Origin of the sequence: Pseudomonas sp. Marseille-Q5117 (genome assembly GCF_946901175.1) — a bacterium.
GTDB classification, from domain to species: Bacteria; Pseudomonadota; Gammaproteobacteria; order Pseudomonadales; family Pseudomonadaceae; genus Aquipseudomonas; species Aquipseudomonas iranensis.
On sequence record NZ_CAMPPP010000016.1, the window covers coordinates 15226 to 36306 of the forward strand.

At 61.5% G+C, this 21081-nt stretch carries 17 protein-coding genes; all 17 read left to right on the forward strand.

Annotated elements, in window-relative coordinates; genetic code table 11:
- Positions 1 to 4 precede the first annotated feature (4 nt).
- Positions 5 to 871, forward strand: coding sequence for an ABC transporter permease (locus OC605_RS21870; protein ID WP_122698867.1), 867 nt, complete (start codon positions 5 to 7; stop codon positions 869 to 871).
- A 173-nt stretch (positions 872 to 1044) separates the two neighbouring features.
- A complete protein-coding gene (locus OC605_RS21875) occupies positions 1045 to 1962 on the forward strand; it encodes a LysR family transcriptional regulator (RefSeq protein WP_016772273.1) in 918 nt (305 codons plus the stop codon).
- A gap of 223 nt (positions 1963 to 2185) precedes the next feature.
- A complete protein-coding gene (locus OC605_RS21880; RefSeq protein ID WP_262139438.1) occupies positions 2186 to 3724 on the forward strand; it encodes an MFS transporter in 1539 nt (512 codons plus the stop codon).
- A 27-nt stretch (positions 3725 to 3751) separates the two neighbouring features.
- A complete protein-coding gene (locus OC605_RS21885) occupies positions 3752 to 4819 on the forward strand; it encodes an HlyD family secretion protein (protein ID WP_262139440.1) in 1068 nt (355 codons plus the stop codon).
- Positions 4816 to 6411: an efflux transporter outer membrane subunit gene (locus OC605_RS21890; RefSeq protein ID WP_262139442.1), complete on the forward strand. Its 1596-nt coding sequence runs from the start codon at positions 4816 to 4818 to the stop codon at positions 6409 to 6411. Before OC605_RS21885 ends, OC605_RS21890 begins: the two co-directional genes overlap by 4 nt.
- Positions 6412 to 6489: 78 nt before the next feature.
- Complete coding sequence (locus OC605_RS21895) at positions 6490 to 6735, forward strand: DUF2789 domain-containing protein (protein ID WP_186568447.1); 246 nt, start codon at positions 6490 to 6492, stop codon at positions 6733 to 6735.
- Between the two features lie 80 nt (positions 6736 to 6815).
- Positions 6816 to 7061, forward strand: coding sequence for a type II toxin-antitoxin system Phd/YefM family antitoxin (locus OC605_RS21900; protein ID WP_186568449.1), 246 nt, complete (start codon positions 6816 to 6818; stop codon positions 7059 to 7061).
- Between the two features lie 178 nt (positions 7062 to 7239).
- The gene (locus tag OC605_RS21905; RefSeq protein WP_186568450.1) at positions 7240 to 8709 is read left to right on the forward strand and encodes a Fic family protein; all 1470 of its coding nucleotides are present in this window, start codon (positions 7240 to 7242) and stop codon (positions 8707 to 8709) included.
- Between the two features lie 189 nt (positions 8710 to 8898).
- Entirely contained in the window at positions 8899 to 9327 is a 429-nt protein-coding gene (locus OC605_RS21910) for a MarR family winged helix-turn-helix transcriptional regulator (RefSeq protein WP_016772266.1), read from the forward strand.
- Positions 9324 to 11387 carry an FUSC family protein gene (locus OC605_RS21915; RefSeq protein ID WP_133337580.1) on the forward strand — a complete coding sequence of 688 codons (2064 nt, stop codon included), beginning with the start codon at positions 9324 to 9326 and terminating at the stop codon, positions 11385 to 11387. Before OC605_RS21910 ends, OC605_RS21915 begins: the two co-directional genes overlap by 4 nt.
- Positions 11384 to 11593, forward strand: coding sequence for a DUF1656 domain-containing protein (locus OC605_RS21920; protein ID WP_016772264.1), 210 nt, complete (start codon positions 11384 to 11386; stop codon positions 11591 to 11593). The genes OC605_RS21915 and OC605_RS21920 overlap by 4 nt, the downstream gene beginning before the upstream one ends.
- Positions 11590 to 12477, forward strand: a complete 888-nt coding sequence (locus tag OC605_RS21925; RefSeq protein WP_262139446.1) for an HlyD family secretion protein — start codon at positions 11590 to 11592, stop codon at positions 12475 to 12477. Before OC605_RS21920 ends, OC605_RS21925 begins: the two co-directional genes overlap by 4 nt.
- Complete coding sequence (locus tag OC605_RS21930; RefSeq protein ID WP_262139448.1) at positions 12474 to 13916, forward strand: efflux transporter outer membrane subunit; 1443 nt, start codon at positions 12474 to 12476, stop codon at positions 13914 to 13916. Before OC605_RS21925 ends, OC605_RS21930 begins: the two co-directional genes overlap by 4 nt.
- A gap of 93 nt (positions 13917 to 14009) precedes the next feature.
- Complete coding sequence (locus OC605_RS21935; RefSeq protein WP_262139450.1) at positions 14010 to 14645, forward strand: NADH:ubiquinone oxidoreductase subunit N; 636 nt, start codon at positions 14010 to 14012, stop codon at positions 14643 to 14645.
- Positions 14646 to 14847: 202 nt separating this feature from the next.
- A complete protein-coding gene (locus OC605_RS21940) occupies positions 14848 to 16353 on the forward strand; it encodes a YdgA family protein (protein ID WP_016772258.1) in 1506 nt (501 codons plus the stop codon).
- 236 nt (positions 16354 to 16589) lie between these two features.
- Positions 16590 to 19070 (forward strand): poly-beta-1,6 N-acetyl-D-glucosamine export porin PgaA, encoded by a 2481-nt coding sequence (pgaA, locus tag OC605_RS21945; protein ID WP_262139452.1) that lies wholly within the window; start codon positions 16590 to 16592, stop codon positions 19068 to 19070.
- A 12-nt stretch (positions 19071 to 19082) separates the two neighbouring features.
- On the forward strand, positions 19083 to 21080 hold the full coding sequence (gene pgaB / locus OC605_RS21950) for a poly-beta-1,6-N-acetyl-D-glucosamine N-deacetylase PgaB (RefSeq protein WP_186568456.1): 1998 nt from the start codon (positions 19083 to 19085) through the stop codon (positions 21078 to 21080).
- Position 21081: the final 1 nt, after the last annotated feature.

Below are 21081 nucleotides of genomic sequence, written 5' to 3' on the forward strand. Positions count from 1 at the left end.
CCCGATGAGCCATTCATCATCCGTGCGTGAAGAATTCGAAACCGTGCTCGAGCCGCTGACCGCAGTGCCGGTCGAGCGCGAATTGCCGCTTGGCACGCGCCTGTGGCAACAGGGCTGGTTGCGCAAAAGCCTGATCCTGATCGTATTGGCGATTATCTGGGAAGTGGTCGCGCGGATTCAGAACAACGACCTGATGCTGCCGAGTTTTCTGCAAACCGCACATGCCTTGTTCGACGGGCTGCTCAGTGGCGAGCTGCTGGCCAAGGTGTGGATATCTTTGGTGGTGCTGATCAAGGGCTACCTGATCGGCATCGTCCTCGCGTTCGCCCTGACGACATTGGCGGTCTCGACCCAGTTGGGACGTGATCTGCTCAGCACCATGACTTCGATGTTCAATCCGTTGCCGGCGATTGCCCTGCTGCCGCTGGCGCTGCTCTGGTTCGGATTGGGGCAGAACAGTCTGATTTTCGTGCTGGTGCATTCGGTGCTGTGGGCGCTGGCGCTGAACACCTATGCCGGATTTCTCGGCGTCTCCGAAACGCTGCGTATGGCCGGGCGCAATTATGGTCTCAAGGGGTTGCGCCTTGTGTTGTTCATCCTGATCCCGGCGGCACTGCCGTCGATTCTCGCCGGGCTGAAAATTGGCTGGGCGTTTGCCTGGCGCACCTTGATCGCCGCCGAACTGGTGTTTGGCGCGACCAGTGGCAAGGGCGGGCTGGGCTGGTACATCTTCCAGAATCGCAATGAGCTGTACACCGACAAGGTGTTTGCCGGGTTGGCGGTGGTGATCCTGATTGGTTTGCTGGTGGAGAATCTGGTGTTTGCCACCCTTGAGCGGGTGACCGTCAAGCGCTGGGGTATGCAGCGCTGAGATCTTCGTTGGCTGGGCGGCCTCTTCGCGAGCAGGCTCGCTTCCATATGAGAACGCATTCCAAGGTGGGAGCGAGCCTGCTCGCGAAGAGGCCAGCGCTGGCATCGTCACTCTTGAGGGATGTTTGCTAGCATTGCGCCCGGATCAATCCAGATCAGCCAAGAGTGCTCAACATGCAACTCCCGGACATGAACCTTCTGGTCGCCCTCGATGCCTTGCTCGACGAGGGCAGTGTGGTCGGTGCGGCGCGGCGCATGAACCTCAGTCCGGCGGCCATGAGCCGCACGCTGACGCGGATTCGCGAAGCCATCGGCGATCCGATTCTGGTGCGCGCCGGGCGTGGCCTGGTGCCGACCCCCAAGGCCCTCGAACTGCGCGAACAGGTGCGCGACGTGGTCGAGCAGGCGGCGCTGCTGTTTCGCTCCGCCGATAGCGTCGAACTGGGCACCTTGCGTCGACGCTTCAGCATTCGCGCCAATGATTTCTTCGTCGGCGTTTACGGCGGCAAGCTGTTCGATACCCTCGACCAACTCGCCCCGCATTGCGAATTGCGCTTCGTCCCGGAAGGCGATGGCGACGATGAAGCGCTACGCGAAGGGCGCATCGATCTGAGCGTCAGCAACACTCGTCCGCTTACGCCGGAAGTGAAAGTGCAGAACCTGTTCTCCACGCATTTCGTCGGCCTGGTGCGCGAGAATCATCCGTTGCTCGATGGCGAAATCACCGCTGAGCGCTACGCCGGTTTTTCCCACATCAGCATGTCGCGACGTGGCATCGCTCGCGGCCCGATCGACACGGCGTTGAATGCGTTGGGGCTGGAGCGCCGGGTGGCGGTGATCGCGCCGAGTTTCCATGCAGCAATGTTTGCCTTGCCCGACTCCGACCTGATCCTGCCGGTGCCCAAAGAAGCACTGCTCAGCGTGCGGCGGCTGGGCCTGAAACTGCGTTCATTCGACCTGCCGATTCCGCTGCCCATGCTCATGCTGACCCAGGCCTGGCACCCGCGCTTCGACAAGGACCCGGCCCACCGCTGGCTGCGCGAAACCCTCAAGACCTGCTGCGATGAAACGTGGCTGGCGGCACAGCCGTAAATCATCAGGCACCATCGAATCCCTGTGGGAGCGAGCCTGCTCGCGAAGGCGTCGAATCAGTCACCTCAATGGCGACTGGTCCACCGCTTTCGCGAGCAGGCTCGCTCCCACATACGCATTCACCGTTGTGTCTGATGCACTTATAACCTGCCAATAAGTCAATTTTCGTCAGCATCAAGCCCCACTAAAATGCTCCGGTATTTCACCGCCGGAGTTTTCATTCATGACATCCCTGACGGTCCCGGCACCCCTTGCCGCGACCAGCCCGGCGACGGCGGCTGCGCCTCCGGTGTTCGGGGCGCGGATCATCATTGGTCTGGTCGGCGTGCTGTTGGCCGTGCTGGGCTCGGGCCTCAACGAGATGGTCACCAAAGTCGCACTCGCCGACATTCGCGGCGCGCTGCACATCGGCTACGACGAAGGCACCTGGCTGGTCGCCAGCTACACGGCGACGTCGGTCGCGGCCATGGCCTTCGCGCCGTGGTGCTCGGTGACCTTCTCGCTGCGCCGCTTCACCCTCTGCGCGATCGGCCTGTTTACTCTGCTCGGCGTGCTGTGCCCGTTCGCCCCGAACTACGAAAGTCTGCTGCTGATGCGCATCCTCCAAGGCCTCGCCGGTGGTGCATTGCCGCCGATGCTGATGACCGTCGCGCTGCGCTTCCTCCCGGCGAACATCAAACTCTACGGACTGGCCGGCTACGCACTGACCGCGACTTTCGGCCCGGGACTCGGCACGCCGCTGGCCGGTCTGTGGACTGAATACGTCGGCTGGCAATGGACCTTCTGGCAGATCATCGTGCCGTGCCTGATCGCCATGGCCGCAGTGGCTTACGGATTGCCCCAGGATCCGCTGCGCTTGGAGCGCCTCAAGTCGTTCAACTGGAAAGGCCTGCTGCTGGGCTTTCCGGCGATCTGCATGCTGGTGATCGGTCTGTTGCAGGGCAATCGACTGGACTGGTTCGAGTCGAATCTGATCTGTGGATTACTAGGTGCCGGTTCGCTACTGCTGGTGGCTTTTATGATCAATGAATGGTCGCAGCCGATTCCGTTTTTCAAACTGCAAATGCTCGGCATCCGCAACCTGCTGTTTGCGTTGATCACCCTCGCCGGGGTGCTGATCGTGCTGCTGGCGGTGGTGCTGATTCCGTCGAGTTATCTGGCCCAGGTGCAGGGTTATCGTCCGGCGCAAACCGCGCCGATCATGCTCATTGCCGCGCTGCCGCAGTTGATCGCGCTGCCATTGGTGGCGGCGCTATGCAACTTGCGCTGGGTCGATTGCCGCTGGGTGCTCGGCATTGGTCTGAGCATGCTCGCGCTGTCCTGCCTGGGCGGTTCGCACCTGACTTCGGCGTGGATTCGCGATGATTTCTACGTCCTGCAATGGCTGCAGATTTTCGGCCAGCCGATGGCGGTGTTGCCGCTGCTGATGTTGTCGACCGGCAGTATCACGCCGATGGAAGGGCCGTTCGCATCGGCGTGGTTCAACACTGTCAAAGGCCTGGCCGCCGTGGTCGCCACCGGCGTCATCGAAGCGCTGACCACCGCGCGCCTGCATTTTCATTCGAGCATGTTGGTCGACAGCCTCGGCAATTCGCCGCTGGCCGATCACAGCGATCCGGGCCTCGCTCACCGCGTGCATGAGCAGGCGGTGGTGCTGACTTCGTCCGATTTGTACGTGTGCATGGCCGGCGTCGCCGTGGCTTTGATCCTGCTGATTTTCTGGCTGCCGACGCGGATTTATCCGCCGCGCGCGCCGACCTGATCGCTGTACTGAAACTGAAGGTTTTTTATGACTCAATCCAAGCAAAAACTCGCGGTGGCCGTGGCTGCCGCGCTGGCGGTGGGCGTGCTGGTATATCTGGCAATGCCCGGGCTGTTCGGCCAACGCACCGAGCAAACCACCAACGACGCCTTCGTCTCCGCCGACTACACGCTGGTGGTGCCGCGCGTGGCCGGGTTCATCAAGCAGGTGCTGGTCGAAGACAACCAACAGGTCAAGGCCGGGCAGTTGCTGGCGCTGATCGATGACCGTGATCTACGCGCAGCGGCGGAAGCGGCGGATGCGCAAACCCTGGTCGCGCGGGCGCAGTTGCAGAACGCCAACGCGACTCTCGAGCGGCAGGCTTCGCTGATCGCTCAGGCGCAGGCCACCGTGGTCTCGGCCAAAGCGGAAATGGCTTTTGCGCAGCAGGAACTGAACCGCTACAACCATCTCGCCGGTGTCGGCGCTGGCACCGTGCAGAACGCGCAGCAGGCGCGCACGCGCATTGATCAGGCCTCGGCGCGCCTCGACACCGCGACCGCGAAGCTGGCGGCCGAACGCAAGCAGGTCGAGATTCTCACCGCCCAGCGCAACGCCGCCGACGGCAATCTGAAACACGCGCAGGCGGCGCTGGAGATTGCCAGTTTCAACTTGTCCTACACGCGTATCACCGCGCCGCAGGACGGCATGATCGGCGAGCGTGCGGTGCGCGTCGGCGCCTACGTCACGCCGGGCAGCAAACTGTTGGCGGTGGTGCCGTTGCAGCAGGCCTATGTGGTGGCCAATTTTCAGGAAACCCAGTTGACCGATGTGCAGCCCGGGCAGGGTGTGCAAGTGCGGGTCGACAGCCTTGGCGGCGAAGCCTTGAGCGGTCGCGTCGAGAGCATTGCGCCGGCAACTGGCGTGACCTTCGCGGCGGTGAAACCGGATAACGCCACCGGTAATTTCACCAAGGTTGTGCAGCGGATTCCGGTGAAGATCGTGCTGGAACCGGGCCAGCCACTGGCTGAGCGGTTGCGGGTGGGGATGTCGGTCGAGGCGAGCATTGATACCGCCAGCTCAAAGGCGTCCGGGCGCGAGGTGACGCAGCGATGATCGGTGTTGAATCGGTTGGCCTCATCGCTGGCAAGCCAGCTCCCACAGGGGTCATTGGCAGGCTGAACCATTTTGCACAACCTGCGCAATCCTTGTGGGAGCTGGCTTGCCAGCGATGGCGGCATAGGCAGCAGCTCACCCTGAGTGCCTTGCTTGCAGTCAGCCTCAGCGCTTGTACCGTCGGCCCGGACTTTCAGAAACCCGAAACCAGGCAGCCTGCCGACTGGGCCAAACCGAGCCAATCCGCCCCGAGCCAGGCCGTCAGCGAACCCCTGAACGAACGCTGGTGGGAAACCTTTCAGGACCCGCAACTTTCCGCGCTCACCCAGCGCGCGCTGAACAACAACCTCGACCTGCAACTGGCCAGCAGCCGCCTGCAACAAAGCCGCGCCGCGCGTCAGGTGATCACCGCCGAGCGCTATCCGCACAGCTCTGCCACCGGCAGCTACGGGCGCAAACGCAACAGTGGCAAAGGCTTGAACGATCCATCGGGAAATAACGGCGACGAGGCTTTCAATCTGTGGGATGCCGGTTTCTCCGCCTCATGGGAACTGGACTTCTGGGGTCGCGTGCGCCGTGAAACCGAAGCCGCTGATGCCAATCTCGAAGTGGCAGAAAACGACCGTCGTGACGTACTGCTGACGGTGCTTGCCGACACCGCGCAAAACTACATTCAGCTGCGCGGGGTGCAGAACGCCCGCGCCGTCACCGAGCAGAACCTCGACGTCGCTCGCCACAGCCTGAAACTCTCGCAGTTGCGGCTGGCCGATGGCGTGGCCACCGACCTGGACGTCGCCGAAGCCGCCGCGCAAGTCGCCGCCATCGAGGCACGGCTGCCGGCGCTCGAGCAGCGTCAGGCGCAACTGATCAACGCGATCAGTCTGCTGATGGGCGAACCGCCGCAGGCCCTCGCTCAAGCGTTATCCACAGACGCGGCAGTGCCGCAGTCGCCACTGCAAGTCGCCATCGGCCTGCCGTCGCAATTGGCCGAACGCCGTCCGGATATCCGCCAGGCCGAAGCGCGTCTGCACGCCGCCACCGCCAACATCGGTGTGGCCAAGGGTGATTTCTATCCGCGCATCACCCTGTCCGGCAACCTCGGTTCACAGGCCATGCAACTGAGCGATTTCGGTTCATGGGGCTCGCGTGCCTTTGCCATTGGCCCGCAATTCAGCCTGCCGTTGTTCGACGGCGGACGCCTGCGCGGCATGCTGCAATTGCGTGAAGCCCAACAGCAGGAAGCGGCGATCGCCTACCAGCAAACCGTGCTGCGTGCCTGGCATGAAATCGATGATCAACTGACGGCCTACAACGCCAGCCAGCGCCGTCGCGACAGCCTCGCCGAAGCCGTGCGCCAGAACCAGATCGCCTTGCGCACCGCGCAACAGCAATACGTCGAAGGCGTGGTCGATTTCGTCAACGTCCTCACCGTGCAAAGCGCCTTGCTCGCCACGCAGGAACAATGGGTGGAAAGCTCGACCGGCGTTTCCCTGGCGATGGTCGGTTTGTACAAGGCGTTGGGCGGCGGATGGCAGTCGGTCTATCCGGCAGCGCAACTGGCCGCAGGCTCACTTGACGTCGCCAAACCCTGAACCCACCGCGACAGCTATGATCAACTTCACTGCAGCGAACGGCGCAACGCCGGACCTGAATTGCAGAGGAGTTGCATCATGGAAAATCCGCAGCACAGCCTACCGGCCCTGTTCAAGCAACTCGGCCTCGCCGACGACCCGACCGGCATCGACCAATTCATCGCCAGCCATTCCCCGCTCAAGCCGGATTTGCATCTGGCTGACGCGTTTTTCTGGATAGCAGGTCAGGCGCAGTTTCTGCGCGAAGAGATTTTGGACGATGCGGATTGGGCAGAGGTTGTAGATCAACTGAATGTGATGTTGCACAAGGGGCGACTAGGGTGAACCTTTGCGACCTCTGTAACCACAGCAATTGATAAGCTTCGATATCGACCGAAATTTCGATCGCATTCGAGGTCTTTACCATGCAAAGCGTTCTGGCCGATATGGCCGTCAGTATTTCTCAATTGAAGAAAAATCCTGCTGCCGTGCTAAAAGACGCAAATGGGGGTGCTGTGGCAGTGCTCAATCATAACCGGGTCATGGGCTACATGGTGCCTGCTGATGTGTACGAAGCATTGGTCGAGCGGCTTGATGATCTTGAGCTTATGCAGATTGCGCGTTCCCGAGCTCACGAGACACCCATGCCCGTAGATCTGGATGACTTATAAGCTTGAGTTTCTGTTGTCTGGAAACAAGCTGCGTCATTGGTTGCCGGGGCGCTTCACGAAAGAAACGCAGCGTGTAAAAAAAATTGTAGGAAAAGGCTGAAATGTAAAAAAAACATGCCTACTGTAAAAAAAACTGGGCTTTAATCGTCGCAGTGGATTTTTTCTGTGGAAGATGACGATGCCAGCTGTTGGATATGCCTACCTGCGTGACGCGCTGAAGCTCAAGGCATTTGCTCCCAAGCGCGTTGCGATGATCAAACCGGTCACCCGAGTTACCTTGATCGGTGATTGTCTTGCTGTTCCAGCCGCCGTCGCGCCTGCACAGGGATCAACGATCGAGCACATTCTTTTTGCGCTAAAACATGAAGGAATAAACCTGTGCATTCTTGCCCAGGCCTTGGAATCTGTTGAAGCGAGCGATCTGTTAAGTGAGCTTGGCAGATCCCCGAACGGGGTATACATCCGTAAAGCCTGTTTTCTATGGGAAAGCTTTACTGGCAAACAACTGGACTACTCAGTCCCGGTTCGAGGCAGTGTCGTCGCCTTGTTCGATCCCAAGCGCTACGTCACCGGGCCAGCGGTTCGGAATAGTCGCTGGCGAGTCGATTTCAATGGTTTGGGGTCATTGCATTACTGCGCCACCGTTGAGCGAACGGTGAAACTACAGGAGCTGATCGATCGGGACATCATTGGGCGAGCCCAGGTTTTCATGGCGACGTTGCCGCCGGAGATGATGGATCGGGCAATCAATTGGGCCTACCTGCATGAGACTCGCGATTCCTTCGCTATCGAAAAAGAAGAGCCCAGCGAAGAAAAGTCGCGGCGCTTTGTTCGGCTCTTACGTCAAGCTCACGAGCGCACAGAGCTCAGCGAGGACTATCTGGTCGAGTTGCAAAACAGCACGGTCTCGAATCCCTTCGATAAAGCAGTGCTCTTCCGTCATCAACAGAACCATTTACACAACGGCTTGAGAGGCGCCGCCGGAGTCAGTTATGTGCCGCCAGATCCGCAATTGTGTCGTGAGTTGATGGAGAATTTGATGGCGTTCGCCAATCACTCGGCGAAGCAGGTGGATCCGCTGATAGCAGCGGCGGTTGTGGCGTTTGGGTTTGTTTTTCTTCACCCGTTCATGGATGGCAACGGTCGGCTCTCACGATTTCTTATTCACCAGACGCTTTGCCATTCCGGTGCACTGCAAAACGGCTTGTTGCTGCCCGTTTCCGTGGCGATGAAGCATGAGGAATCCAGCTACTTGGAAGCGCTGAAAGAGTTTTCGAAACCAGCAAGAGAGTTCTGGAATGTCACTTGGCTGGATTCCGATGAGATGACGTTCGATTTCATCGGTCACGACGCTATCTACCGATTCTGGGATGCTACTCAATGCGCAGAATTTACTTTGCAGATGGCCATGCGGGCACTGGAAGTGGAGCTACGCGAGGAGACCGCGTTTCTTGAAAAATACGATTTCGTCATCAAAGCGGTGAATGACCGTTTCGATGTTCGGGGAAGCGATCTTTCGAAGTTGGTAATGATGTGCCTGGACAACGCTGACAAGGTTTCAAAGCATCGCCGCAAGCAATTTCAGTACAGCGTGCCGGAGGAGGTGTTCGATTACATCGAGGAAATGTCCTCAGCCTATGGCGGCTGACGATTCTGCTATGACCAAGCGCTTGGGCAATGCCGGATGTTATGGCAGGCGCTTGATCAGGGTATTCGCCGCGAGTGCTTCAAAGATTTGTTTCAAAACTTGACTGAAATTCCCCTCCAATGCGATATTGATAGTTAGCAAACTAACAGTGTCCCTTGTCCCGTGTCCGACTCCCTCGACAGTCTCCAGATGAACATCAGCAGCGCCATGGTGGTGGCCGCCCGGCATTGGCGGAAGATCTGCCAGACCACGCTGGTCAACTACGGAATTTCCGAAGCCTGCGCCGTGCCCTTGTTGATGATCGGCCGCTTGGGCGAGGGCGTGCGTCAGGTGCAAGTCGCCCAGGCTGCGGGGATGGAGAGTCCTTCGCTGGTGCGCTTGCTCGATCAGTTGTGCCATGCCGGTTACGTCTGTCGCACCGAAGACGCTCAGGATCGCCGCGCCAAGTGCCTGAGCCTGACCGATACCGGCCGCGAGCTGGTGCAGGCGGTGGAGGCCGAGCTGGTGCGCCTGCGCCACGAAGTGCTGGAAGGCATCGAGCGCAGCGATCTGGAAGCTACGCTTCGGGTACTGAGGGCTTTTGAGGCGGCGAGTTCGCCTGTGGTGGTCAATTCTTGAACGGTTTTTTCACTGGCATGCCGCCGGCCCGTGACTGGTTTTACGGGGTCCGTACTTTTGCAGCGTCGATGATTGCGTTGTACATCGCCTTGCTCATGCAAATGCCGCGTCCTTACTGGGCGATGGCCACGGTGTATATCGTCTCCAGCCCGTTTCTCGGCCCGACCAGCTCCAAAGCGCTGTACCGCGCGGCCGGTACATTTCTCGGCGCGGCGGCGGCGGTGCTGTTCGTGCCGATGTTCGTGCAGAGCCCGTATGTGCTCGTGGTGGTGATTGCCTTGTGGACGGGGATCTTGTTGTTCATGTCCCTGCATCTGCGCACCGCCAACAGCTATGCACTGATGCTGGCCGGCTACACCTTGCCGCTGATTGCCCTGCCGGTGGTGGATAATCCGCTGGCGGTGTGGGACGTGGCCGAGGCGCGTACCGAAGAGATTTTCCTTGGCATCGCCGTCGCTGCGGTGGTCGGTGCGATGTTCTGGCCGCGTCGGCTGGCGCCGGTGTTCAACGATGCAGTAAGCAAGTGGTTCGCCGACGCGACGAGCTACAGCCTGAAGTTTCTCAGCCGCGATGTGCAGCCGGAAGAAGTTACCGCGCTGCGCATGGCCATGGTCGCCAACTTCAACAGCCTCGAGTTGATGATCGGCCAGTTGCCCCACGAAGGCGCGCGGCCACAAACCGTGCGTAACACCAAGGAACTGCGCGGGCGGATGATTCACCTGTTGCCGGTGATCGATGCCCTCGAGGATTCGCTTTACGCCCTCGAACGCCGCACCCCGGAACTGGTGGAAAAATTCCAGCCGTTGCTGACCGCGACCCGGGAATGGCTGGGCCACGCGGACGCCAATCTCGAGCGCTGGCAAGCACTGAGAGATCAACTCGACGCGTTGCAACCGAGCGCCGAAGCGCTGGAGGAGCGCAAACAGTTGCTGTTCTCCAACGCGATCTACCGCCTCGGTGAATTCATCGATCTGTGGCAGGACTGCCGCAGCCTGCAGGATGCGATTCTGTGCGAGCGCCAGGACAGCTGGCGCGCGGTGTACCGGCATTGGCGCCTGGGCCGGTTGACGCCGTTCATCGATCGCGGGCTGATGCTCTACTCGGTGACCTCGACCATTCTGGCGATCATCGTTGCTTCGGTGCTGTGGATCCTGCTCGGCTGGCCGGACGGCGGCAGCGCGGTGATCCTGGCGGCGGTGGCGTGCAGCTTCTTTGCCTCGATGGACGACCCGGCGCCGCAGATTTACCGGTTCTTTTTCTGGACCGGGATGTCGGTGCTGTTCGCCAGCCTTTACCTGTTTCTGATTCTGCCCAACCTGCACGATTTCCCGATGCTGGTGCTGGCGTTTGCCGTGCCGTTCATTTGCGTCGGCACGCTGACCGTGCAGCCGCGATTCTACCTCGGCATGCTGCTGACGCTGGTCAATACCTCGTCGTTCATCAGTATTCAGGGCGCCTACGACGCTGACTTTTTCGCCTTTGCCAACTCCAACCTCGCCGGGCCGCTGGGGCTGTTGTTCGCTTTCATCTGGACGCTGGTGGCGCGACCGTTCGGCGCCGAGCTGGCGGCCAAGCGTCTGACCCGGTTCAGCTGGAAAGACATCGTCAGCATGACCGAGCCGGCCAGCCTCGCCGAGCATCGGCACTTGGGCGTGCAACTGCTTGATCGGCTGATGCAGCACCTGCCGCGCCTGGCCCTGACCGGTCAGGACACCGGTATCGCCATGCGCGAAGTGCGTGTCGGTCTGAACATGCTCGATCTGCTTGCCTACACCCCGCGCGTCACTGGCGTGCCAAACGCCCTGCTGCGACAAGTGGTGGGCGAGGTTGGCGAGTATTTCCGCGCCTGCCTCAAAGCCGACGAACGCCTGCCGGCACCGAGCGGTCTGCTGATGACCCTTGATCGCACCCGCCGTGCGCTGAACGGCCAGGGCGACGATGAAACCCGTCGACACCTGTTGCACGCCTTGAGCGGTCTGCGTCTGGCCTTGCTGCCCGGCGTCGAGTTCGTCTCCAGCGCCGAGCCCGAAGAACCGCTGCCCGATGGAGCGCCCCTATGATCGGTGATCTGGATATCAGCGGCATCTTCCTGCCGACCCTGCTGGTGCTGATGGGCATCACTTACGTGCTGTTTTTGTTGGTGCATGGCGTGCTGCAACGCCTGCACTTTTACCGTCTGGTCTGGCACCGGGCATTGTTCAACGTGGCGCTCTACGCCGTGCTGCTGTACGGCGTGGACTCACTCAGTCGATACCTGATGACATGAAAAAACCGTTTCTGACCATCGGTCGCGTGGTCCTGACCCTGCTGATCGTGACTTTTGCCGTTGTCCTCGTCTGGCGCATGGTGATGTATTACATGTTCGCGCCGTGGACCCGCGACGGCCACATTCGCGCCGACATCATCCAGATCGCCCCAGATGTGTCCGGGCTGATTCAGCAGGTCGAGGTGAAAGACAACCAGTTGATCAAGCGTGGCCAGGTGCTGTTCAGCATCGACCAGGACCGCTTCAAACTGGCTCTGCGCCAGGCCAAGGCCGCCGTCGCCGATCGCGAAGAAACCCTCGCCCAGGCCCAGCGTGAAGCGAAGCGCAACCGTGGCCTCGGCAATCTGGTGCCGGCCGAACAACTGGAAGAAAGCCAGTCGCGCGTCGCCCGTGCACAGTCGGCATTGGCCGAAGCCTTAGTGGCGGTCGATAGTGCGCAGCTCAACCTCGATCGCTCGGTGATCCGCAGCCCGGTCGACGGTTACGTCAACGACCGCGCGCCGCGTCCGCAGGAATTCGTCACCGCCGGGCGCCCGGTGTTGTCGGTGGTCGACAGCAACTCCTTCCACATCGATGGCTATTTTGAAGAAACCAAACTCGACGGCATCCATGTCGGGCAATCGGTGGATATTCGCGTGATCGGTGACCGCGCCAGGTTGCGCGGGCATGTCGAAAGCATCGTCGCCGGCATCGAAGACCGCGACCGCACCAGCGGCAGCAACCTGCTGCCCAACGTCAACCCGGCGTTCAGTTGGGTACGCCTGGCGCAGCGGATTCCGGTGCGCATCGCTTTTGACGAGGTGCCGGCCGACTTCCGCATGATCGCCGGGCGTACCGCCACCGTGTCGATCATCGACGACCAGCTTGAGGAGTCGCAGCCATGAGCAGGGCCTGGTTGATCGCCGGGTTGGGCGTGATGCTCTCGGCCTGTCAGATGGTCGGCCCGGATTATCAGATGCCCACTGACGCGGCGGTGCAGCGCAAGGATATTCAGGGCGAGCTGGCAGTCGCCGGCAAACCAGTAATCTCGGCGCCGGTACCGGCGGACTGGTGGCGGCTGTATAAAGACCCGCGCCTCGATCAACTGGTGCAGCAGGCCATGGCTTCCAATACCGACCTGCGCGTGGCGGCGGCGAACCTGTCGAGGGCACGTGCTCAGGTGGATGAAGCCGAGGCCGCTGGCGGCTGGAGCGGCGGGGTGAAAATGGGCGCGCAACGTTTGCAGGAATCCGGTCAGGCGTTCCTGCTGCCGGAGAAAGTCCCGGTGGCCAACATTGCCGATATCGGCATCAGCGCTTCGTACCAGTTCGACCTGTGGGGCACCTTGCAACGCGGCATCGAAGCGGCCAAAGCCAATGCCGATGCGACTCAGGCCGCAGCCGACACGGCGCGTATCACCTTGGTGGCGGACGTTGTTCGCGCCTATACGCAAGTCTGCGCAGCCAACGAAGAGCGGGAAATCGCCGAGCACTCTCTCGACCTGCAATCGCAGAGCACCACGCTGATCCAGCGTCTGCGCGATGCCGGGCGTGGTGACGAGACTCAGGTCACCCGTTCGCAGACCCAATTCAAATCCCTGCGCGCCGACTTGCCGCGCTATGAAGCCGCGCGTCAGGCGGGGCTGTTCCGTCTGTCGATGCTGCTGGCCAAACCGGTCGAACAGTTGCCGGCAGGTACCGCCAGTTGCGCCGAGTTGCCGAAGATCGCGCAACTGGTGCCGGTCGGTGACGGCGCTGCGCTGCTCAAGCGCCGCCCGGATATTCGTCGGGCCGGGGGGCGTCTTGCGGCGGCAACCGCCGGCATCGGCATCGCCACCGGTGAGCTGTACCCGGACATCAGCATCGGCGCGACCATCGGCACCGTCGGCATCATTGATGACCTCGGCGATCCGTCGACCAACCGCTGGGGCTTTGGCCCGTCGCTGAGCTGGAAAGTACCGACCAACGGCGCCCGTGCGCGCATTCGTGAAGCCGAGGCCAACACTCAAGGCGCGCTGGCGCATTTCGACGGCGTGGTGCTCAACGCCATCCGCGAAACGCAGACCGGTCTGGCCCAGTACAGCGCCTTGCTGCAACGCCGCGATGCGCTGGCCGAAGCCGAGCAGTCGGCCAAGCTCGCCGCCGAGCAGACGCACCGCTTCTTCCAGGCCGGCCGCGAGTCGTTCCTTGCCGACCTGCAAGCAACCCGCACCTACACCGATGTCACCGCGCAACTGGCCGCCGCCAACACCCAGGTCGCGATGAGCCAGATCGATTTGTTCCTCGCCCTGGGCGGTGGCTGGGAAAGCGGACGAACGAACACCTCGAGCGCCAGCAAACCCTGAGGCCGTTGCTATGCTTTGAAGTGTTGGAGGGGCGCCCCATGCCAAGCGCTCCTGCAATGCACATTGCTAGTGCTGGTCCAGGGGAAACCAATAATGAAAAACCCTTACGCTCTCGGCTTCTGGTGCGCTCTGGTCGCACTGGTGCTGCTCTCGGCCACGTATTTCTACGGGATCATGCTGGCCCACCAGATCGATACGGCGATGATCTTCCTCGACAGCGCCGTTGCGCTGATCGCGGTGATGGCGATCGTCGTCGTCGCGTGGACCTCAATTCAGCTGCAACGGGTCAAGAAGCGCCAGCTCGAACGCGGCAAGATGCTCGTGCTGATCTGGGACACCAAAGTCGCCCTGCGCCGGGTCGAAACCGTGTTCGACCGCTACTTCTGGGGCAGTTACTGGCAGCCCGGGCGAACCTTTGCCGAAGTCATGGGCGAGCTCACCGGCACGCCGCTGGAAAAAAGCCTCGAAGCCCTGAAGAAGCAATGCCTGGAACTCGACAAGCAGATCGCCGATGACGGCTGGCACTGGCTGAACAACGCCCGCGAGCTGTCCGACGTCGCCACGGCCATGGCTCGTGAACGCTATCAGCTGGATTTCTGCGATGTGCGAGCGGATACCACCGGCGGGGCGGTGATCGATCGCGACTTTGAAGTGCTGGTGTATACCTGGACCGCGCGGCTGAAGAGCTTTGATCATCAGTTGGATGAAATCGAGCTTCAGTACTCCTGATTTGCTGTGAATCCACCGACCTCTTCGCTCCTGCCGACTGTCCATTCCCCCCATAGACACTCTTTAACCTTTAAACATTGGGCCGTCGTCCGCGCCCGGTGCTAATCTCCACCGCTTAATTGCGCACAGTCGAGCCGCGACCCGATCCCGGGTTCAAGGAAGACGACTTCATCCACAGCCACGGAAACCGATCAGGTCATTCATGAATAAATCAGCAGGCGTGCTTCTCGGAATTGTTGTTGCCATTGGCGCGATCAGCGCAGGCGGGGCCTGGTACACCGGGACCAAGATCGAAGGCGTGCTGAACAACGCCGTGACCAATGCCAACAAAGAGTTGCAGACCGCCATGGCCGGCTCCAACGGCACCGCGTCGCTGGAACTGGTGTCGCTGGAACGCCACACCTTCACCAGCACCGCGCACTATCGCCTCAAGGGCGAAGGCGAAATGTTCGGTGATGCGCCGGTCGAGCTGCTGTTTGTCGACCACATCGAGCACGGCCCGCTGCCGTTCTCGCGTCTGGTTTCGCTGAAGTGGCTGCCGGTCATGGCCACCAGCAACTACGAGCTGGAAAAGAGCCCGTCCACGGAAAAATGGTTCGCCGCCACCAACGGCGCCGCGCCGCTCAAGGGCGTGACCAACATCGGTTACGACGAATCGACCACCAGCACTCTGAATCTGGTGCCGTTCGAAACTGCGCTGGATGAGCAATCGAGCCTGAAGTTTTCCGGTCTGAGCATGGACATCGCCGCCAGCGCCCAGGCGCAGAAGGTCAAGGCCGACGGCTACATGGACAACCTGAAACTGGTCACCGTGTCGGAAGACCAGGCGCCGGTGCAGGTCGAGCTCAACGGTCTGACCCTGGCCAGCAACCTCGCCAAGAGCAGCTACGGCTACTACACCGGGGAAAACACCCTGGAAGTGACCAGCAGCAAAACCACCTTCGGCGCCAAGCCGATGGTGCTGGGCGTGAAGAACTTCGAAATGAAGAACCGCACCGAAGAAAGCGGCAGCAACGCCTCGGGGCGTGCCGACTACAAAATCGGCGAAGTGACGCTTAACGACAAGAAAGTCGGTTCGGCGGCCATGGCCATGAGCCTGAAGAACCTCGACATTCCGTCGACCATGTCGCTGATGCAGATCTACCAGACCAAATTGCAGCCGTATGAAAAAGCCGCCGCCGAGGCCGCCGCACAAGGTTTGCCGGCACCGGAGCTGAATCTGACCGAAGCGGAAAACGCCCAGGTCAAAGCCGATCTGCAGAAGTTGCTGGCGGCCGGTCCGCAGCTGGCGCTGGAGAACCTGTCGTTCAACACCGCCAACGGTGAAAGCCGCGCCAATCTGGTGATCGACCTGACCAAGCCGCAATCGATGGACCTGCCGCCGGATCAACTCGGCAAGCAACTGATCGCGCTGCTCGACCTGAACATTCAGGTGTCCAAGCCGATGCTGGTCGATCTGCTCAGCGTGCAGGCGCAACTCGATGGCCAGACTGACGCCAAAGCCATCGTCGATCAGTCCAAGGAAGCGGCGGACATGTTCGCCGGCATGGCGGTCGGCTCGCAATTGGCTGTCGCCGACGGCACCAACGTGGTGACCAAACTGCATTACGCGGCCAATCAGGTCGAATTCAACGGCCAAAAGATGACCGTCGAGCAGTTCATCGGCTTCCTGATGAGCAAGTTTGCCGGCGTCACCCAAGAGCAATAAGCCCACCGCGCGCCCTCCAGACGCCCGGCCCCTGTGTAAACAGGCGCCGGGCGTTTTGCTGTACGGGTTTTTTACAGACAGGCCGATTCTGAACAATTATTGCGTTGTGAAAACTCGACTACGCTTGCGTGCAGACTGCCTCACCAAGCTTGGCCGAAGGCTGTCATTGTCGGCCACCGTTACGAATGGGCAAGGAGGGCATTGCGACCCGGCTGGCCATGTAAGGATGCTGACAAATGCCGCGTATTGATGGCCCTGTATTACATCGTGGTTTGCGCCCTTTGTTCCGATTCGCCCTGTGCAGCCAGTTGCTCTGGCCAGTGCTGGCGTTGGCCGACACACCCTACGACGAGATGGTGCGCGATGCCCGCGCCGGGCATTACACGCCTGCGCTGACGGTTTTGCGTCAGGTGCCGCCGGGCCAGGCCAGCGACGGCCAGGTCAGCGATCACCTGCAAATCGCCAGTTGGGCCGGGCTCGATGCCGAAGTGGTCAAGGTCTATGAAACCCAAGGTCGCGACCGCGTCCTGCCGGTGCAGGCACTGACCGCCGCCGCGCGTGCCTATCGCAACCTCAAGCGCTGGGATCAGGCCACCCAGGTCTACAACAAAGCGCTGGCGCTGGAGCCGGACAACGCTGACCTGCAACTGGGCCTCGCGCTGACCCAGGCCGATGCCGGCAAGCCCGATCAGGCCGTCACCCGCGCCCAGGCGCTGGTCGCCGCCAAACCCGACGATCCGTCACGCCGCCTGGCCTTGGGCTATGCCCTCGGCCGCGCCGGCAAACAATACGATGCGCTGTTTGAATTCGATCAAGCCTTCATCCGCGCCGGCAACAAACCGGAAGTCGCCCGCGAGTACGTGGTCGCCCTGCAAAAAGCCCGCCTGCCTGAACCGGCGCTGCGTCTGGCCAGTCAACGTCCTGGCCTGATTGATCCGGTGACCTTGCGCCGGCTCGAAGGTGATCTCGCCGCCGAACGCGTGCGCCTCGCCGAACTGGCCACGCGCAGCGAGAAGGAACGCTACGTCATTGCCGACCGCGCGCTGGCCGATTACGACAAATTGCTCGCGACCTGGACCCCTGACGCCACTGCTCACGACGACGTGACGCGCTGGCGCATTGATCGCATGGGCGCGCTCAAGGCCCGCGCGCGCACCGCCGACGTCATCAGCGAGTACCAGGAACTGCAAGCCGAAGGCGTGGAGATTCCGACTTACGCCTTGCGTTGGGTAGCGGCGTCTTATCTGGATCAACGCGAGCCTGAGATTGCCACCGATCTGTATCGCCAGGTGCTTTCGGCGCCGGACGCCGATGTCGGTGATCGTCTTGAGGACACCACTGCGCTGTACTACTCGCTGCTGGAAAGCGACCGCGCCGACGAAGCACGCAAGGTCGCCGAGGACGCAGCGAAAGCTCAGCGTCCGCGCGTCGAGCTCAAGGGCTTGCCGATCGGCAACCCCAACGACGAATGGATGGACGCCCAGCAACTCGCCGCCCAGGCCGGCACCTACGGTTCCGATCTTCCGCACGGCGAAGAGCGTTTGCAGACGCTGGTCGATCAGGCGCCGGGCAACCTTGGCTTGCGTCTGGCCCAGGCCGATCTCTACCTCGCCCGCCAGATGCCGCGCCGCGCGGAAAGCCAGCTCAAGGAAACCGAGAGCATGGCCCCGCGCGATGCCGGCCTGGAGGTCGCGCAGGCGCGCACCGCGATGGAGTTGCAGGAGTGGCGGCAGAACGATGCACTGGTCGACGACGTGGTCGCGCGCTATCCGGACAACCGCCAGGTGCAGCGCCTGGCTCGCGAACGGGAAGTGCATGACATGGCCGAACTGCGCGTCGAAGCCTACGGCGGCAAGGCCAACGGTGGCGGCAGCGGCGATGCCGGTGCGGTCAGCGGCAGCCGTGATTTCGGTATCCAGAGCACCCTTTACAGCCCACCGATCAACGAAGACTGGCGGGGGTTCGCCGGGGCCGGTTATGCCACCCGGGATTTCGCCGAAGGCACCGGTCACCATCGCTTCCAGCGCGTCGGCCTGGAACGGCGCACCCGTGACATGACCCTCGAAGCCGAGGTGTCGAATCACGATTACGGCTTCGGTGACAAACAGGGCGCGCGCCTGGCGATCGCCCGCGACATCAACGATCACTGGCAGTACGGCGGCAGCCTCGAATACCTCTCGGCGGAAACCCCGCTGCGCGCGCTCAACAGCGACATCAAGGCTAACGGCGGCAGTGCGTTCCTGCGCTGGCGCGCCAACGAAAGCCGCGAGTGGCGCGTGTCGGTCAGCCCGTCGCACTTCAGCGATGGCAACAATCGCGTCGAAGCCCTGGTGACCGGGCGCGAGGGCATTTACACCGCGCCGAACATCCAGGTCGACGCCGGCCTGGAAGTCGGCACCAGCCACAACTCGAAATCCGACGACGTACCGTACTTCAACCCGAAGTCGGACTTCAGCGTGATGCCGCTGGTCAACGTCAATCACGTGCTCTACCACCGCTACGAGACTTCCTGGAGCCAGCAATTTCAGGCCGGCGCGGGCACCTACAGCCAGCGCGACCACGGCACCGGCGGCATGGCATTGCTCGGTTACGGCCAACGGTACGCCTGGAACGACGTGTTCGATGTGGGCGGCATGTTCAGTGTGATCAACCGGCCTTACGACGGTGATCGGGAAACTGATCTGCGTCTGCTCGTCGACCTCACTTTCCGCTTCTAGAAGAGTTTGAAGATGCCTTTTATCTCGCGTTTCATCCTTCTGCTGGGAGCGCTGCTGATCAGCGCCTGCGCCCAGCAAGCCCCGGCCTTCGCGCCGCCCTCCGAGCGCCCGGTCGCGGCCAGTGAACAACCGTGGCCAAAAAACCATGTGCTCGGCATTGCCTACCACGATGTCGAAGACCGTGATCCCGATCAGGCCGTGGTGGCGGTGCGCACCGAGCGCATGATCGAGCAGCTCGCCTGGCTGCGCGAGAACGGCTACAAACCAGTGACCGTCGACCAGATCATGGCCGCGCGCAAGGGTGGCCCGGAGCTGCCGGCGAGAGCGGTGCTGCTCAGTTTCGACGACGGTTACGCCAGCTTCTATACCCGCGTGCTGCCGGTGCTGCGCGCCTACAACTGGCCAGCCTTGCTGGCGCCGGTGGGCACCTGGATCGACACGCCGCTCAATCAACCGGTGGATTTCGCCGGCACGCCGCGTAACCGTGACAACTTCCTGACCTGGCAGCAGATCCGCGAAATTTCCAAGTCCGGTCTGGTAGAGATCGCCGCTCACACCGATGCCAACCACAAAGGCATCCTTGGCAACCCGCAGGGCAACCTGCAGCCGGCCGCCGCGACCCGGCGTTATGACCCGGTGACCAAGCGCTATGAATCCGAAGCCGATTTCCAGGCACGCATTCGTACCGACGTGAAGAACATTTCCGAGAAGATCCGCAAGGCCACCGGTTACAAACCTCGGGTCTGGGTCTGGCCGTACGGCACCGCCGACGGTACCTCGCTGACCGTGGTCGGTGAGGAGGGCTATGAAATGGCCCTGACCCTGGACGACGGCCTCGACACCCTCGATAACCTGATGAGCGGGCCGCGCTTCCTCGTCGCGTCCGATCCTGACGGCGAGCATTTCGCCAACAGCATCGTTTCGGTGCAGGCCGAAGGGCCGATGCGCGTGGTGCATGTCGATCTCGACAACGTCTACGACCCGGACCCGGCCCAGCAGGACATCAACCTCGGCAAACTGGTGCAGCGCATGGCTGACCTGGGCGCCAGCACGGTGTTCCTGCAAGCCTTCGCCGATCCCAAGGGCGATGGTCTGGTGCATTCGCTGTACTTCCCCAACCGCCACCTGCCGATGCGCGCCGACCTGTTCGACCGCGTCGCCTGGCAGTTGCGCACCCGTGCCCATGTGAAAGTCTTTGCATGGATGCCGGTGCTGAGTTTCGAACTGGATTCGAAGCTGCCGCGTGTAACCCGCTGGGACCCGAAAACCGCCATCACCTCGGTCGATCCGAAGCAGTACAAACGCCTGTCACCGTTCAATCCCGAAGTGCGCAAGATCATCGGTGAAATCTATGAAGACGTGGCGCGGCTGACCTCGGTCGACGGCATTCTCTACCACGACGATGCGGTGCTCTCGGATTTCGAAGACGCCAGCCCGGATGCCATGAAGGCCTACGCCGCTCAAGGTCTGCCGGGTTCGATTGCCGCGCTGCGTGACGATCCGGCGGCGATGCAACGCTGGACGCGCTTCAAGAGCCGCTACCTGATCGACTTCACCAACGAACTGACCGCCAAGGTCCGTGCGATTCGCGGCCCGCAAGTGCTGACCGCGCGCAACATCTTCGCCGAACCGATGCTCAACCCTGAAAGCGAAGCGTGGTTCGCGCAGAACCTCGATGACTTCCTCGCCACCTACGACTGGACGGCGCCGATGGCCATGCCATTGATGGAAAAACAGACGCTGGCCGAATCCGGCCCGTGGCTGGAAGAACTGGTTGCCACGGTGAAGAAACGTCCCGGCGCGCTCAACCGCACCGTGTTCGAATTGCAGGCGCGTGACTGGAACCAGAAGGATCAGGCCGATATCGATGCCGTGCATCTGGCGGACTGGATGGGCCGGCTCAAGCGCCAGGGCGCGACCAGTTTCGGTTACTACCCGGACAACTTCCTCGACAACCTGCCAGACCTGAAAACCGTAAGGCCTGCACTCTCCAACAAATGGAATCCATAAC